A 15,448-nucleotide genomic window follows, 5' to 3' on the forward strand; every position below is an offset into this window, starting at 1 on the left:
CGGCGGCCCTCGCCGTCCTCAACTTCCCGCGTCAGCAGGTCAGTTGAAGCAGTCGGTGGGCGTGGCGTGCGCGGGATCCAGGGCGTTGGCCACCTCGTGGTACGCGACGAGGTCCACGGTCCCGATGGTCACGTGCTCGGAGAGGTCGGCCGGGCACAGGTCCTGCAACAGGACGTTGCGCACGTCGGGCCCGTCGAGGAACTGCGTCCGGTACGGGGTGACGACCTCGTCGTACTTGGTGGCGATGACGGTGTAGTGGACGCCGGGCACGGTGTCGCCGCCCGCGTTCAGCCGGGTGACGAAGTCGGAGCCCGCCATCTGGTCGGCGAGGCCCGGGGTCGCGAGGGTGAGCAGGTCCTCGGCGCCGGGGAAGTACGGCAGCAGCTTGGTGAGCCCCGAGAGCGTGGTGCCGTGATTGTCGGGCGCGATGCCGACGAGGGCGTTCACCTCCGCCGCGCCGCCCAGGAACTTGAGGTAGTAGCGCGGCATCATGCCGCCCTGCGAGTGCCCGACGAGGTCGACCTTCGCGGCACCGGTGGCCCCGCGCACCTTGTCGACGAAGGCGTCGAGCTGCCCGGCGGACTTCGCGATGGGCCCGAGCCCGTTGAAGAGGGGGACGCCGGGCAACTGCCCGTAGTCCAGGGAGAAGACGCAGTAGCCGCGCTTCACCAAGTAGGGCGCGAGGACGAGCCAGTTGTCGACGGAGTTGCCGAACGTGCCGTGCACCAGGACGACGGGCCGCGGATGCGCGGCCGACGGCTTGCAGGAGTAGTCGTTCCATCCCGCGCTCGCCGCGGCGTCCGCGTGAGCGGTGACCACGGGGGTCGCGGTGGCGGTGAACAGGGCGGCGGCGACGGTCGCGGCCCGCAGCGCGCGACGCCATCTCTTTCCGGGCGGCTCGTTTCCGGGCAGCTTGTTTCCGGACAGCTTGTTTCCGGGCAGCATGATGAATCTCCTTGCGGCTCAAGGGAGTTGCAGGAGTTTGCTGTGCCCACGTCAAGTTACGCGCGAGTAGTAGAGGCGTGAAGTTACGCGTCAGTAAAAGATTCCCCGCGCGCTTGCGCCGGATGATCCTGACGAGGTGTCACCAGGCGGGCCGGATGGGCCCGTTCGGCGCGACGACCGCCAAGTGCTCGTACAGCGCACGCGCCTTGCGCTCGCCGAGCCGCTCCACCCAGGGCCGCACCGCGTCGGCCGCCGCCTCCTCGGCGGCCCGGGTGCAGGCCCACCCCCGCTCGGTGAGCACGACGAGCCGGGCCCGCGCGTCCCCCGGGTGGGGCCGCCGCTCCGCGTACCCCTTGCGCACCAGCTCGTCGACGAGCTGACTGGCGGCCTGCTTGGTCACGCCGAGGTGCGCGGCGACATCGGTGACCGTGGCATCCCCGAAGGACAGCCGCACGAAGGCGAACCCGTGCGCGGGCCGCACCCCGTCGAACCCCCTGGCCACGACGCCCTCGTGGATGCGCTGCGTCAGTTCGCCCGCGGCGGAGAGGAGGACGGTGGACAGGGCCATGGCTTCGGAGTTCTGCACCCACGTATTGAAACACCCTTGACGAGATGGTCAAGCTACCTGACTATATGGTCAAGCTGCTTGACCATCTCAGCCACCCACAGGGACCCCGAGGAGAACGCCATGCCAGTGATCCACGCTTCAGAGGCCGTCGTCCACGAGATGCACGGCGCCCGATTCGTCTCGTACGCCGTCCCCGCCACCGGCAGCAAGGAGCTGGCGGCCTGGCGGGGCGAGATCCCCGCGGGCACCAGGGCGCCCGCCCACACGGTGACCCGCGAGGAGATCCTCCATCTGCTGACCGGTTCCCTGCGCCTCACCCTCGACGGCGCCACCCACACCCTGGCCCCGGGCGACACGGCGATCGTGAACGCGGGCACGACTCTCTCGGTCGAGAACCCGACGGACGCGGTGGCGACGATGTGGGTCACGACGTCGGTGGGCCTGGAGGCGGAGCTGGCGGACGGAACCCGGATCGCGCCGCCGTGGGCACGGTGAGGTGAGGCCCCGCGCTCGGAGCCGACCGCCCCCACTCCCCACCCCCCGCTCCCCGCTCCCCGCTCCCCCAGATCTTTGAATCGCACAAAGATTCGAACATGGTCTATGGTGAGGTCACCGGCCTGATGAGGCTGGTGTGACAGGTCAAGAGCAGGGGGGCTGCAAGTGGCGAGGTGGATCAGATGCATGGGTTTACGCATCTGCACACCTCCTCAGGGTTCTCCCTGCGCTACGGCGCCTCGCACCCGGACGCCCTCGCACGGCGGGCTGCCGAGCGGGGCATGGACGCGCTCGCGCTGACCGACCGGGACACCCTCGGCGGCGCCGTCCGCTTCGCCAAGGCCGCGGCCCTGGCCGGGATCCGGCCGCTGTTCGGGGTGGATCTCGCAGTCGCCGAACCCCCTGAGAAAGCCGCGGCCGCCGGTCGCACCGAGCGGCGGCGCGCCCCGGTCAGGGGCGGTGCGTTCGTCGACGAGACGGCGCAGCGCGTGGTCTTCCTCGCCCGGGACGGCGCCGCCGGCTGGGCCGAGCTGTGCGCCCTGGTCACCGCGGCGCACCGGGACACCCAGGAGAACCGGCGCCCCCTGCTGCCCTGGGACGCCGTCGGCGGGGAGCACGTCGTCGTGCTGCTCGGCCCCGACTCGGACGTCGGCCGGGCGCTGGCCGCCGGACGCTCCGACCGCGCCGCCCGGCTGCTCGCGCCCTGGCGGGAGCGGTACGGGGACGCGCAGCTGCGCATCGAGGTGGTCTGCCACGGACTGAGCGGCACCGGGCCCGGTTCGCTGCGGCTCGCGGCCCGCGCGCTGGGGTTCGCCGCCGACCAGCGGATCCTGCCGGTCCTGACCAACGCCGTGCGGTACGCGGACGAGGGGCAGGGCCAGGTCGCGGACGTGCTCGACTCCGCCCGCCGCCTGATGCCCATCGACACCCGGGGCACGCTCGACAGCGGGGAGCGGTGGCTCAGGCCCGGCGCCGACATGGAGCGGATCGCCCTGCAGGTGGCCGAGGCCGCCGGGTACCGGGAGAACACCGCGCGCCGGCTGCTCCAGGTCACCGCGGACACGGCCGCCGCCTGCCGCGTCGACCCCGAGGACGACCTGGGGCTCGGCCGGGTGCACTTCCCCGAGCCGAACCTCGTCGGCGCCGCGCGGCGCACCCCCGACCGCGTCCTGCGCTCGCGGTCCGTCGCCGCGATGCTGGCCCGCGGCTACGACCGCAAGCGTCCGTACTGGGACCGCCTGAACGACGAGCTGGGCCTGATCGAACGGCTCGGCTACGCCTCGTACTTCCTCACCGTCGCCCAAGTCGTCGAGGACACCCGGGAGTTGGGCATCAGGGTCGCCGCGCGCGGCTCCGGCGCGGGCTCCCTGGTCACCCATCTGCTCGGCGTCGCCACCGCCGACCCGGTCGAGCACGGGCTGCTGATGGAGCGCTTCCTGTCCGACCAGCGCGCCGAACTGCCCGACATCGACATCGACGTGGAGTCCGCCCGCCGCCTCGAGGTCTACCGGGCGATCCTGGACCGCTTCGGCCCCGCGCGCGTGGCCACCGTGTCCATGCCGGAGACCTATCGCGTACGTCATGCGGTACGCGACGTCGGTCTCGCCCTCGGTCTCGATCCGGCCGAGGTGGACCGGCTCGCGAAGTCCTTCCCGCACATCCGCGCCCGCGACGCCCGCGCGGCCCTGCGGGAACTTCCCGAGCTGCGCGGCATCGACCCGGAGCAGCACGGGCCGCGCCTGTGGGACCTGGTCGAGGCGCTCGACGCCCTGCCGCGCGGCATCGCCATGCACCCGTGCGGCGTGCTGCTCTCCGACACCACGCTGCTGCGCCGTACGCCCGTCATGCCGACCAGCACCGAAGGCTTCCCCATGGCCCAGTTCGACAAGGAGGACGTCGAGGACCTCGGGCTGCTCAAGCTCGACGTGCTCGGGGTGCGGATGCAGTCGGCGATGGCGCACGCGGTCACCGAGATCGAGCGGGCGACCGGCAGCCGCATCGACCTCGACGACCCCGCGCAGGTGCCGCCGGGCGACCCGAAGACGTATCAACTCATCAAGTCCTCCCAGACGTTGGGCTGCTTCCAGACCGAGTCGCCGGGCCAGCGCGACCTCATCGCGCGGCTGCAGCCCGAGACCTTCCACGACCTGGTCGTGGACATCTCGCTGTTCCGCCCGGGTCCGGTCGCGGCGAACATGGTCGATCCGTTCATCAAGGCGCGGCACGGGCGGCAGGCCCCCGCGTACCCGCACGAGGACCTGCGGGACGCGCTGGAGGACACGTACGGCGTGGTCGTCTTCCACGAGCAGATCATCGAGATCCTGCACGTGATGACCGGCTGCAGCCGGGCCTTCGGCGACTACACGCGCCGCGCCCTGTCGCGCCCCGGCCAAGTGGGCCGGGTGCAGGCCTGGTTCGCGCAGCGGGCGCGGAAGCGGGGGTACGCGGAGGAGGTCGTCGAGCGGACCTGGGAGATCGTCGAGGCGTTCGGTGCGTACGGGTTCTGCAAGGCGCACGCCGTCGCGTTCGCCGTGCCGTCGTACCAGTCGGCCTGGCTCAAGGCGCACCATCCGGCCGCCTTCTACGCGGGGCTGCTCACGCACGACCCCGGGATGTACCCGAAGCGGCTGCTGCTCTCGGACGCGCGGCGGTGGGGGGTGCCGATCCTGCCGCTGGACGTGAACGCGTCGGACGCGGCCTATCGAATCGAACTGGTGTCCGGTAATGGGGGTGCCCCGGTGCACGGGGTCCGGCTCGCCCTCGCGGACGTGCGCGGCATGAGCGAGGACGAGGCGGAGCGGATCGTCGCGGGGCGGCCCTACGGCACGCTGCAGGACTTCCTCTCCCGGGCCCGCCCGTCACGGCCGGTGGCCGAACGGCTCGCCCAGGTGGGCGCGTTGGACTCCTTCGGGCGCAACCGGCGCGATCTGATGCTGCACATCGCCGAGCTGAGCCGTTCCCGACTCCGGGCATCCAGCGGGCAGTTGGCACTGGGCGAGAGCGACGCGGAGCACGACGTGGTCGCCCCCGCTCAGCTGCCCGACCTCGACGACGCCGAACGGCTCGGCGCCGAGCTCGGCGTCCTCGGCATGGACACCTCCCGCCATCTCCTGGGCGCCCACCGCGAGTTGCTCGACGAGCTCGGCGTGAGCACCGCCCACCGCCTCAAGGACCTGCCGCACGGGCAGGTGGTCCTCGTCGCCGGGGCGAAGGGCGCCGTGCAGACGCCGCCGGTCCGCTCCGGCAAGCGCGTCATCTTCACGACGCTCGACGACACCTCGGGCCTGGTGGACTGCGCGTTCTTCGAGGACAGCCACGACGCCTGCGCGCACACCGTCTTCCACTCCTGGCTGCTGCTCGTCCGCGGTGTCGTCCAGCGCCGCGGCGGCGGCAGCGGCAAGGCCCTCTCGGTCACCGGATCGGCCGCCTGGGACCTGGCCGAACTGGCCGAACTGCGGCGCACGGGCGGCCTGTCGGCGGTGACGGAACGGCTCACCGCCGAGCGTCCCGCACCGGGCGCGGCCCCCGACGGCCGCAGCATCCGCCTGGAGACCGGCTACGACCTGCACCCCTGGGCGGACCTGCAGCCGCCCGGTGAATCCGTCAAGCAGAGCCGGAAGTTGTGGCACCAGAGCCCCGGGAGCGCGGGATGAAGATCATGTACATCCACTTCCACGACCTGACCGACGAGCGGATCCACCGTCATCTCCTCGGCCTGCTGGCCGAGTTCACCCCGCTGGTGCAGGCGCTGCCGCCGGACGCCGCGCTCGCCGACGTCTCCGGCAGCCTGCGCTACTTCGGTACGGACGCCACGGCCCTCGCCGAACGCATCCGGGCCCGCACGGGCGGCCTCTACGGGCTGCGCTCGACCGTCGGGGTCGCCGCGAACCCGATGCTCGCCCGCATGGTCGCCGCCGACGGCCCGCCCTCGGCGGTACGCACCCTGCCCGACGACCTCGACGCGGTCGCCGCCTTCCTCGCCCACAAGCCCGCCGCCGCGCTGCACGGCGTGGGGCCCGCGACCGCCCGCACCCTGTCCTCGTACGGCCTCGACAGCGTCGGCCGGATCGCCGCCGCGCCGCTCGGCACCCTGCAGCGCATCCTGGGCGCCGCCGCGGGCCGACGGCTGCACGACGCGGCCCGCGGCATCGACCCGGTGCCCGTCGTACCCGCGGCTCCGGCCCGCTCGGTCCGGGTCGAACACGGCTTTTCCGAGGACGAGTTGGACCGGGACCGGCAACGTGCGGTGCTCCTCGGCCTCGCCGACCGGCTCGGCCTGCGGCTGCGCGCCGAGTCCCAGGCGGCCCGCGCCCTCACCCTCACCGTCCGCTACGCCGACCGCACCACGACGACCCGCACCCGCGCCCTGCGCGAGGCCACCGCCCACACCCCGCCGCTGACCGCTCTCGCCCGCGACCTGCACGACCGGCTCGGCCTGCAGCGGGCCCGGGTCCGCCACTTCGCGCTGCGGGCCGACGACCTGATCCCCGCCGAACTCGCCACGCACCAGCTGCTGTTCGACCCCGCCGACGACAGGGCCCGCCGCATCGAGGCCGTGGTCGACCGGGCCCGGGGCAAGTACGGAGCGCAGGCGGTGCGGCCGGCCGGGGCGTCGCGGGTCGCCTGACCCGGCGGCTACCGCGGCGCGTACTGCGCGGCGCTCAGCCGGTGCCGGGCCAGCTCGCCCGCCGCCTGCGCCGGGGTCCGGCCGCTGCGCCGCGCGGTGTCCAGCAGATCGCCGACGGTGTCCTCGACGGCCAGGACCCGGGCGCGGGCCTCGTCTGCGCCGAGGCCGTGGACCTCGGTGCTGACGGCGTTGATGACTCCGCCCGCGCTCGCGACGTAGTCCGGCACCCAGACGATGTCGCGCCGGTGCAGCAGGTCGGCGACGTCCGGCGTGGCGAGCTGGTTGTTCGCCGGTCCGACCACGGCACGGCAGCGCAGCTGCGCCGCGGTCCGCCCGGTCAGGACGGAGCCGAGGGCCCGCCGACAGGTCACGGTGGAGCGGGAGACACCCAACCGACGCGCAACGTCAGCGTTCGACAGCCCCATGGCACATTCCAGGACGATCCGCGCCCGCTGGGCCAGGCCCTGAGCGGTCCTACGCCGGTTCGCCCACCCCTCAAGCATCCGCCGCTCGCCCTCGGACAACACGAGCGGGTCCAACCGCGGTCCAGGCACACCACCATCAGACCGCAGAACACAAGACCAGGACACTAGGGCCTGTCCGCCACCCGTTCGGCCCACCCCGACTGCACGACGCAGACCCCCGGCCGACCGTGGGGGCATGAAGTTCGCCGATGAGTTCAAGAACGCCGTCACGCCCCGCGCCGCGCTGCTCGTCATCGGCGTACTCGCCCTGCAACTGCTGTTCATCGCGTCGTACGTGGGCGCGCTGCACAATCCGAAGCCGAAGGACGTGCCGTTCGGTGTCGTCGCGCCGGTGCCCGCGCTCGCCCAGCAGACCGAGCAGCAGCTGTCGAAGCTGCCGGGTTCGCCGCTGGACCCGCGTGTGGTCTCCGACGAGAAGGCGGCGCGGAAGCAGATCCTGGACCGGACGATCGACGGCGCGCTGATCGTCGACCCGCGGGGCACGACGGACACGCTGCTCGTCGCGTCCGGCGGCGGCACCGTCCTGTCGAAGGCCCTGGAGACGATCGCGACCGAGGTCGACGGCGTACAGAAGCGCACCGTGCGGACCGTCGACGTGGCACCGGCCTCGTCCCAGGACTTCGACGGGCTCTCGTCGTTCTACCTCGTCGTCGGCTGGTGCGTGGGCGGCTATCTGTGCGCCTCGATCATGTCGATCAGCGCCGGGTCCAAGCCCGCGAGCCCGCAGCGCGCGACGATCCGGCTCGGCGCCATGGCGCTGGTCGCGATCGTCGGCGGCCTCGGCGGCTCGCTCATCATCGGCCACTCGATCCTCGGCGCCCTGCCCGGCTCGTTCTGGGGCCTCGCGGGGCTGGGCGCACTGGTCACGTTCGCGGTCGGCGCGATCACGCTCGCGCTCGAGGAGCTGACCGGCGTCGTCGGCATCGGCCTGGCCGTGCTGCTGATCGTCGTCGCGGGCAACCCGAGCGCGGGCGGCGCGTTCCCGCTGCCGATGCTGCCGCCGTTCTGGAAGGCGATCGGCCCGTGGCTCCCCCCGGGCGCGGGCACCTGGGCGGCGCGCTCCATCGCGTACTTCCAGGGCAACGACATGACGAAGTCCCTGCTGGTCCTGTCGGCGTGGGCGGTGGTCGGAGTGGCACTCACCCTGCTGGTGGCAAACCTGCGCACCAAGAAGCGGGCAGTCCCGCAAGCAGCGCAGGGGACTGCAACTCCCTAGGGGCAACCCACCACGATCCGCACTCGCACGACAAGCCCCACCCGGCAGACGAAATAGGCGCCCATGAACTTCCCGCACCGCTCAGGACCCGCAGCCCAGGCCCGTTCCGTCAAACGCATGGAACCCACGGCCCAGGCCCAACTCGGCCCCCTCGGCCTCACCGGGTTCATCGTCGTGACGATGATCGCCACGGGCATCGACGCCGGCGTCTTCCCCGAGAAGCTGGCGGCGGCCGACATCCCCACGGTCGGCTTCTTCATCGGCGGCCTCGCCCAGCTCCTCGCCGGCCTCTTCCAGGCGCAGCGCGGTGACACCTGGCACGCCACGGTCTTCGGCGGCTTCGGCCTGTTCTGGATGGCCAAGGCGATGATGCTGCACTGGGTCGTGCCGTCCCTCGACCCGTCCCTGCGGGGCGACGCGATGGGCCTGTTCACGCTGCCCTGGGTGTTCGTCGTCTTCGTGCTGTGGCTGGCGAGCTGGCGCATCCACCTCGTCCTGCTGCTCACCTTCACCTGCGTACTCGTCGTCTTCGTCGCGATGACCTGCAACGGCTTCACGGGCGCGGTCGGCTGGAACCGGGTCGCGGGCTGGTTCGGGCTCGGCGCGACGGCCGGGGCGCTGTATCTGCTCGCCGGGCAGGTCATGGCGTCGACCTGGGGTCGCCCGGTCCTGCCGATGGGCCGGTTCCTGGCACCGCCCGAGCCCGCCGAGCCCGACGAGTCGTAGGCGGCATGATCACCACTCTCGCCGTCGAGAACTACCGCTCCCTGCGGCGCCTGATCGTCCCTCTCGACCGGCTGAACGTGATCACCGGCGCGAACGGCACCGGCAAGTCCAGTCTGTACCGGGCGCTGCGGCTGCTCGCGGACACGGCCCGGGGCGGCGCCGTCGCCGCGCTCGCCCGGGAGGGCGGCCTCTCCTCGGTGCTGTGGGCGGGCCCCGAGAAGATCAGCCGGGCCATGCGCGAGGGCGTCCACCCGATCCAGGGGACGGTGCGCAACGCGCCGGTCGGGCTCCAACTCGGTTTCGCCGGGGACGAGTTCGGCTACGCGGTCGACTTCGGGCATCCCCCGCCCGACTACCCGGACTCCCTGTTCGGCCTCGACCCCGAGATCAAGCGCGAGGCGACCTGGGCGGGCCCTGTACTGCGCCCGGCGGCCCTGCTCTCGGACCGCGCGGGCCCGGCGGTCCGCACCCGTACGGCGTCCGGCGGCTGGCACCGCTCCCAGGACATCCGCCCGTACGACAGCATGCTCAGCGAGTTCGCGGACCCCCAACTCGCCCCGGATCTGCTCCAGTTGCGCGAGCTGATCCGCTCCTGGCGGTTCTACGACCACGTGCGCACCGACGCTCAGGCCCCGGCCCGCGCCGCACAGATCGGCACCCGTACCCCGGTGCTCAGCGCCGACGGCTCGGACCTGCCCGCGGCCCTGCAGACCATCCGCGAGACCGGGGACCACGGGGCGCTCGACGCCGCCGTGGACGCCGCGTTCCCGGGCAGCAGGATCGACGTCGTCAGTCACGGTGGACGCTTCGAACTCGCCCTGCGCCAGCACGGGTTGCTCCGTCCGCTGGGCGCCGCCGAACTCTCCGACGGCACCCTGCGCTATCTGCTGTGGGCGGCCGCACTGCTCACGCCGCGGCCGCCGACCCTGATGGTCCTCAACGAGCCCGAGACCAGCCTGCACCCCGATCTGCTGGCCCCGCTCGCGCGGCTGATCCTGACGGCGACGCGCGACACCCAGATCATCGTGGTCACGCACGCCCGCCCGCTCGCGGACACCCTGGCACGCGAAGCGCCCCGCCACCGCATCGACCTCAACTCCGTTGAACTGGTCAAGGAGTTCGGTGAGACGACGGTGGCGGGGCGCGAGGGTCCACTGGACGAACCGCTGTGGTACTGGCCCAAGCGATAGCCCGAGCGCGCTGAGCCCTAGGTGGCGGGGGTGCCCTCCGTGTTCCCGTAGTACGCCTGCCGCATCAGCTGCTTCATGTCGTCGATCATCGGCATCCGCGGGTTGGCGGGCGCGCACTGGTCGGCGTAGGCGTTCATGGCCTGCTGCGGCAGGGCCTCGATGAAGGCCTGCTCCTCGACGCCCTCCGCCTGGAAGGAGGCCGGGATGCCACAGCGGTCGCGCAGCTCCTCGACGGCCTTGGCGTACGACTCCACGCCCTCTTCCGGGGTCGCGGCCGGCAGGCCGAGCATCTTGGCGATCTCCTGGAGCCGCTCCGGGGCGCGGTAGGTCTCGGCCTTGGGCCACGGGGTGGCCTTGTACGAGACGGTGCCGTTGTGCCGGATGACGTGCGGCAGGAGCAGTGCGTTGGTGCGGCCGTGGGCGACGTGGAAGGTGTTGCCGAGGGTGTGCGCCATGGCGTGGACCAGGCCGAGGAAGGCGTTGGCGAAGGCCATGCCCGCGATGGTCGACGCGTTGTGCATCTTCTCGCGCGCCTCGGGATTCTTGGCGCCCTCCTTCACGCACGCTTCCAGGTTCTCGAAGATGAGCTTGATGGCCTGGAGGCACTGGCCGTCGGTGAAGTCGTTCGCGTAGACGGAGACGTACGCCTCGGTGGCGTGGGTCAGCGCGTCGAAGCCGGAGTCGGCGGTGACGGTGGCCGGCAGGTTCATCGGGAGCATCGGGTCGACGATCGCGACGTTCGGGGTGAGCGCGTAGTCGGCGAGGGGGTACTTCTGTGCGGCGGCCGGGTCGGAGATGACCGCGAACGGGGTGACCTCGGAGCCGGTGCCCGACGTGGTCGGGACGGCGACGAGCTTCGCCTTCTGCCCCAACTGCGGGAACTTGTAGGCCCTCTTGCGGATGTCGAAGAACTTCTCCTTGGTGTCCGCGAACTCGATCTCGGGGTGCTCGTACATCAGCCACATGATCTTCGCGGCGTCCATCGGCGAGCCGCCGCCGAGCGCGACGATCGTGTCGGGGCCGAAGTCCCGCATGGCCGCGGCGCCCGCCTGCACGGTGGCGAGCTCCGGGTTGGGCTCGACGTTGTCGATGACCTGCAACGTGACCGGCTCGGGGCGGGAGTTGAGGATGTCGGTGACCTTCTGGACGAAGCCGATGGCACCCATGGTCTTGTCCGTGACGAGGGTGACGCGGCTGACGCCGTCCATCTCGCCGAGGTACTTGATGGCGTTGCGCTCGAAGTAGATCTTCGGCGGGATCTTGTACCACTGCATGTTGGTGTTGCGCCGCCCGATCCGCTTGATGTTGAGGAGGTTGACCGCCGAGACGTTGTTGGAGACCGAGTTGTGGCCGTAACTGCCGCAGCCGAGGGTCAGCGAGGGGAGGAAGGCGTTGTAGACGTCGCCGATGCCGCCGAAGGTGGAGGGCGAGTTGACGATGACGCGGATCGCCTTGACGCGCTTGCCGAACTCCTCGGCGAGCTCGGCGGATTCGGTGTGGATGGCGGCCGAGTGACCGAGTCCGTTGAACTCGACCATCTGCGCGGCCAGTTCGAGCCCGTGCCCGGTGTCGCGGGCCTTCAGGGCGGCCAGGATCGGGGAGAGCTTCTCGCGGGTGAGCGGCTCGCCCACGCCCACCTCCGCGCACTCGGCGACGAGGATCGACGTGTCGTCCGGGACCTCGAAGCCGGCCCGTTCGGCGATCCACACCGGCGACCTGCCGACGACGGCGGCGTTCAGCTTGGCCCCCGCGCAGTCGTTGCCGAAGGCGGTGGTGCCGAAGACGAACTCCTCGATCTTGGTCTTCTCGGCGGCAGTGAGCACGTGTGCCTTCAGGCGCTTGAGCTCGGCGACACCGGCCTCGTAGATCTCCTGGTCGAAGATCACGGCCTGCTCGGAGGCGCAGATCATGCCGTTGTCGAAGGCCTTGGAGAGCACGATGTCGTGCACGGCGCGGCCCAGCTTGGCGTCCTTCGCGACGTACGCGGGGACGTTGCCGGCGCCGACGCCGAGGGCGGGCTTGCCGCAGGAGTAGGCGGCCTTGACCATGGCGTTGCCGCCGGTCGCGAGGATGGTGGAGACGCCCGGGTGGTTCATGAGGAGGCCGGTGGCCTCCATCGACGGCTGCTCGATCCACTGCACACAGCCCTCGGGGGCACCGGCCTCGATCGCGGCGTCGCGCACGATGCGGGCGGCCTCGGCGGAGCACTGCTGGGCGCTCGGGTGGAAGGCGAAGACGATCGGGTTGCGGGTCTTCAGGGCGATCAGCGCCTTGAAGATGGTCGTCGAGGTGGGGTTGGTGACGGGGGTCATCGCGCAGACGACGCCGACCGGCTCGGCGATCTCGGTGATGCCGTTGATCTCGTCGCGGGCGACGACACCGGCCGTCTTCAGTCCGCGCATCGAGTTGACGACGTGCTCGCACGCGAAGAGGTTCTTGACCGCCTTGTCCTCGAAGAGGCCGCGCCCGGTCTCCTCGACGGCGGCCTTCGCCAGGTCGCCGTGGTGGGCGAGCGCCGCGAGCGACGCCTTCTTGACGATGTGGTCGACCTGTTCCTGGTCGTACGACTCGAACCGGGCCAGCGCCTTCAGTGCGCCGTCGACCAGTTCATTGACCTGTCCCTCGACCATGCCTTCGGTTTCCACGACAGCCACGGCAGGATCTCCTTCTTCACGACCTTTTCGCTGATGCCTCAATTCCACACCTTTACGCTCTGCCGATAGGGCCGAAAAAGGCCTCGGCCGGGAGGTACAAAGTCCCGCGAAGATCATCCGAGAGCGCCTCAAGTGCCACCTGACCTGCCGCATCACTCAAGGCCCAAAGCCCCTTGCGAGCTTGTGAAAACTTTCACAAGAATTTCTGGAAAAAGGGCACCCCGCGGCTGCGGGGTGCCCTCGAACCCGGGGTCAGCCGATTTCCGCGCCGAACGTGGACAGCGCCTCGGTCACGGGCTGGAAGAACGTCTCCCCGCCGGAGCTGCAGTCGCCGCTGCCGCCCGAGGTGAGGCCGATCGCCGTGTCGCCGGAGAAGAGGGAGCCGCCGCTGTCGCCGGGCTCGGCGCACACGTCGGTCTGGATGAGGCCGTTGACGATGTCGCCGTTGCCGTAGTTCACGGTGGCGTCCAGGCCGGTCACCGTGCCGTCGTGGACCTGGGTGGTGGAGCCGGAGCGCGTGACCTTCATGCCGACGGTCGCGTCACCGGCCTTGGTGATCGCCTGCGCCGAGCCGTTGTAGAGGTCGACCTCGCTGGGGTGCGGGACGTCGGCGGTGTACTTCACCAGGCCGAAGTCGTTGTCCGGGAAGCTGGACTGTTCGTTCGTGCCGATCTCCTGGCCGCTGGAGTCGGACCAGGTGGAGATCGCCTCGGTGCAGTGACCCGCCGTGATGAAGTACGGCTGGCCGCCCTTGACCACGTTGAACCCGAGGGAGCAGCGGCCGCCGCTGCCGGTGATGGCGTCGCCGCCCGCGATCAGGGGCTTGAACTCACCCTGACTGCGCTTGAGTTCGGCCTTGCCGCCGAGCCCCTCGACGACCTTGCTGAGCTTGATCCACGCGGCGCCCTTGACCGTGCGGTCGGCGGTGACGACCACCTTGTTCGTCGCGGGGTCGGTGGCCCAGGAGGTGCCGGGGATCGTGGCGTCGGACTTCAGGGTGGTGCGGGCGCTCTTGAGCGCGGCGAGGGAGTTCGCCACGATTCTGGCCCGGGCCCCGGCCGCCTCGACCGTCTTCGCGGCGTCCTCGCTCAGGACGTTCACGACGAGGTGCTTCGCCGCCGCGTCGTAGTAGCTGCCCGCCGCGTCCGCGCCGAGGTCCTTGTGCAGGGTCGAGGCGAGATTTCCGGCCGTGGCGACGGAGAGCGTCCGGGGTGCCGGGTCCGGTGTCTCGGTGCTGGCGTTCGCAGTCTGGAAGGTGATGCCCGCGGTGACCAGGGCGGCGATTCCCGCTCCGGCCACGGCGACGCGCCGCTTGGGTATGCGTCGGTGCTTCAACTCTTGTCCTCCTGTGGGGGGTTGGGAACGGGCCCGACGTGGGGGTGGACCTGTTTCCCGAGGCTGACGCGCCCACTATCCCGAGCGTCACAGGGGGCACACAAGGTCGACTTCAGGACGCGCGTACGTCAACGCTCGCGCTCCCTTCACCACTTGTGCGCCGGGGCCGCGTCGCACGTCGATCCCCTTCGCAAACACTCCGTGCGGCTGGTGTGGGGCAGAGGGTGAGGACTAGTCCTGTCCGGATTTCACTGCCGTGGCATCGGTGCCGGCGGTATCCGGCTTGTGCTCCTCGGCCAGCTCCGTCAACTGGTGCACCGCTGCCTGCGCGGCGCGCCCCGCATCCCCCGGTGTCGCCCGCTCCAGGAACCTCAACAGCTCGACAGGGAAAGGAAGCACGAGCGTCGAGTTCTTCTCGGCGGCGACGGCCACCACGGTCTGCAGCAGCCGCAGTTGGAGCGCCGCGGGCTGGTCGGACATCTGCTCCGCCGCCTCCGCGAGCTTCTTCGACGCCTGCAGTTCCGCGTCCGCGTTGATGATCCGGGCGCGCCGCTCGCGCTCCGCCTCGGCCTGCCGCGACATCGAGCGCTTCATGGTCTCCGGCAGCGACACGTCCTTGATCTCGACCCGGTCGATCTGCACGCCCCAGCCGATGGCCGGGCTGTCGATCATCAACTCGAGCCCCTGGTTGAGCTTTTCGCGGTTGGAGAGCAGATCGTCGAGGTCGCTCTTGCCGATGATGGACCGCAGCGACGTCTGCGCCATCTGCGAGACGGCGAACCGGTAGTCCTCGACCTGCACCACGGCCTCGGCCGCGTCGACGACCTTGAAGTAGATGACGGCGTCCACCCGCACCGTGACGTTGTCCCGCGTGATGCCGTCCTGCGCGGGCACCGGCATCGTCACGATCTGCATGTTGACCTTGCGGAGCTTGTCCACGAACGGGACGATCATCGTGAACCCGGGCCCGCGCACGGACGACTTGAGCCTGCCGAGCCGGAACACCACCCCGCGCTCGTACTGTTTGACGACCCGGGCCGCCGACATCGCGTAGACCCCTCCGACGCAGACGACGGAGACTCCCGCGGCCACCAGTTCCTCGACCATCTCACGGCCCCCCAGGGTCCGAAGTGGGCGCAACAGGCGCGTAGTTCAGGCGCGTGCTTCGACGGTAACCCCGCAAGGGGCGCAAAGGGAGTTCACGGAC

Annotated in this window: 12 protein-coding genes and 1 pseudogene; 6 read left to right on the plus strand and 7 right to left on the minus strand. The window is 71.0% G+C overall.

Annotated features, from left to right (window positions below; all coding sequences use genetic code 11):
* Positions 1–39 precede the first annotated feature (39 nt).
* Together ACIBUY_RS32315 and ACIBUY_RS32320 are read right to left on the minus strand one after the other, a co-directional pair.
* Complete coding sequence (locus tag ACIBUY_RS32315) at positions 40–945, minus strand: esterase/lipase family protein (protein WP_399154492.1); 906 nt, start codon at positions 943–945, stop codon at positions 40–42.
* Positions 946–1,084: 139 nt separating this feature from the next.
* Positions 1,085–1,531 (minus strand): MarR family winged helix-turn-helix transcriptional regulator, encoded by a 447-nt coding sequence (locus ACIBUY_RS32320; protein WP_365567089.1) that lies wholly within the window; start codon positions 1,529–1,531, stop codon positions 1,085–1,087.
* 102 nt (positions 1,532–1,633) lie between these two features.
* Between ACIBUY_RS32320 and ACIBUY_RS32325 the strand changes: the two genes are divergently transcribed.
* The 3 genes from ACIBUY_RS32325 to ACIBUY_RS32335 all read left to right on the plus strand — a co-directional run bounded on the left by ACIBUY_RS32325 (position 1,634) and on the right by ACIBUY_RS32335 (position 6,635).
* Positions 1,634–2,008: a cupin domain-containing protein gene (locus ACIBUY_RS32325; protein WP_399154493.1), complete on the plus strand. Its 375-nt coding sequence runs from the start codon at positions 1,634–1,636 to the stop codon at positions 2,006–2,008.
* A 182-nt stretch (positions 2,009–2,190) separates the two neighbouring features.
* A complete protein-coding gene (locus ACIBUY_RS32330; protein ID WP_399154494.1) occupies positions 2,191–5,661 on the plus strand; it encodes a DNA polymerase III subunit alpha in 3,471 nt (1,156 codons plus the stop codon).
* A complete protein-coding gene (locus tag ACIBUY_RS32335; protein WP_399154495.1) occupies positions 5,658–6,635 on the plus strand; it encodes a DNA polymerase thumb domain-containing protein in 978 nt (325 codons plus the stop codon). Before ACIBUY_RS32330 ends, ACIBUY_RS32335 begins: the two co-directional genes overlap by 4 nt.
* An 8-nt stretch (positions 6,636–6,643) precedes the next feature.
* On the opposite strand, the gene ACIBUY_RS32340 is transcribed toward ACIBUY_RS32335, so the two are convergent.
* On the minus strand, positions 6,644–7,006 hold the full coding sequence (locus ACIBUY_RS32340; RefSeq protein WP_365567171.1) for a hypothetical protein: 363 nt from the start codon (positions 7,004–7,006) through the stop codon (positions 6,644–6,646).
* A gap of 6 nt (positions 7,007–7,012) precedes the next feature.
* Positions 7,013–7,384, minus strand: a pseudogene (locus ACIBUY_RS32345) (hypothetical protein); the annotation flags it as partial.
* Between ACIBUY_RS32345 and ACIBUY_RS32350 the strand changes: the two are divergent.
* The 3 genes from ACIBUY_RS32350 to ACIBUY_RS32360 all read left to right on the plus strand — a co-directional run bounded on the left by ACIBUY_RS32350 (position 7,296) and on the right by ACIBUY_RS32360 (position 10,252).
* Positions 7,296–8,336 (plus strand): ABC transporter permease, encoded by a 1,041-nt coding sequence (locus ACIBUY_RS32350; RefSeq protein ID WP_365567085.1) that lies wholly within the window; start codon positions 7,296–7,298, stop codon positions 8,334–8,336. The pseudogene ACIBUY_RS32345 and the gene ACIBUY_RS32350 overlap by 89 nt on opposite strands.
* Positions 8,337–8,453: 117 nt before the next feature.
* A complete protein-coding gene (locus ACIBUY_RS32355; protein WP_399154496.1) occupies positions 8,454–9,062 on the plus strand; it encodes an acetate uptake transporter in 609 nt (202 codons plus the stop codon).
* Positions 9,063–9,067: 5 nt separating this feature from the next.
* Positions 9,068–10,252, plus strand: coding sequence for an AAA family ATPase (locus ACIBUY_RS32360; protein WP_399154497.1), 1,185 nt, complete (start codon positions 9,068–9,070; stop codon positions 10,250–10,252).
* Positions 10,253–10,269: 17 nt separating this feature from the next.
* Here ACIBUY_RS32360 and adhE read toward each other — a convergent pair whose 3' ends face one another.
* The 3 genes from adhE to ACIBUY_RS32375 all read right to left on the minus strand — a co-directional run bounded on the left by adhE (position 10,270) and on the right by ACIBUY_RS32375 (position 15,348).
* Positions 10,270–12,882 carry a bifunctional acetaldehyde-CoA/alcohol dehydrogenase gene (gene adhE, locus ACIBUY_RS32365; RefSeq protein ID WP_399154537.1) on the minus strand — a complete coding sequence of 871 codons (2,613 nt, stop codon included), beginning with the start codon at positions 12,880–12,882 and terminating at the stop codon, positions 10,270–10,272.
* A 276-nt stretch (positions 12,883–13,158) separates the two neighbouring features.
* Positions 13,159–14,241, minus strand: coding sequence for a S1 family peptidase (locus tag ACIBUY_RS32370; protein WP_399154498.1), 1,083 nt, complete (start codon positions 14,239–14,241; stop codon positions 13,159–13,161).
* Positions 14,242–14,472: 231 nt separating this feature from the next.
* A complete protein-coding gene (locus ACIBUY_RS32375) occupies positions 14,473–15,348 on the minus strand; it encodes a slipin family protein (RefSeq protein ID WP_365567081.1) in 876 nt (291 codons plus the stop codon).
* Positions 15,349–15,448 lie beyond the last annotated feature (100 nt).

The organism is Streptomyces sp. NPDC050085, from assembly GCF_044460595.1.
Classification (GTDB): Bacteria; Actinomycetota; Actinomycetes; order Streptomycetales; family Streptomycetaceae; genus Streptomyces.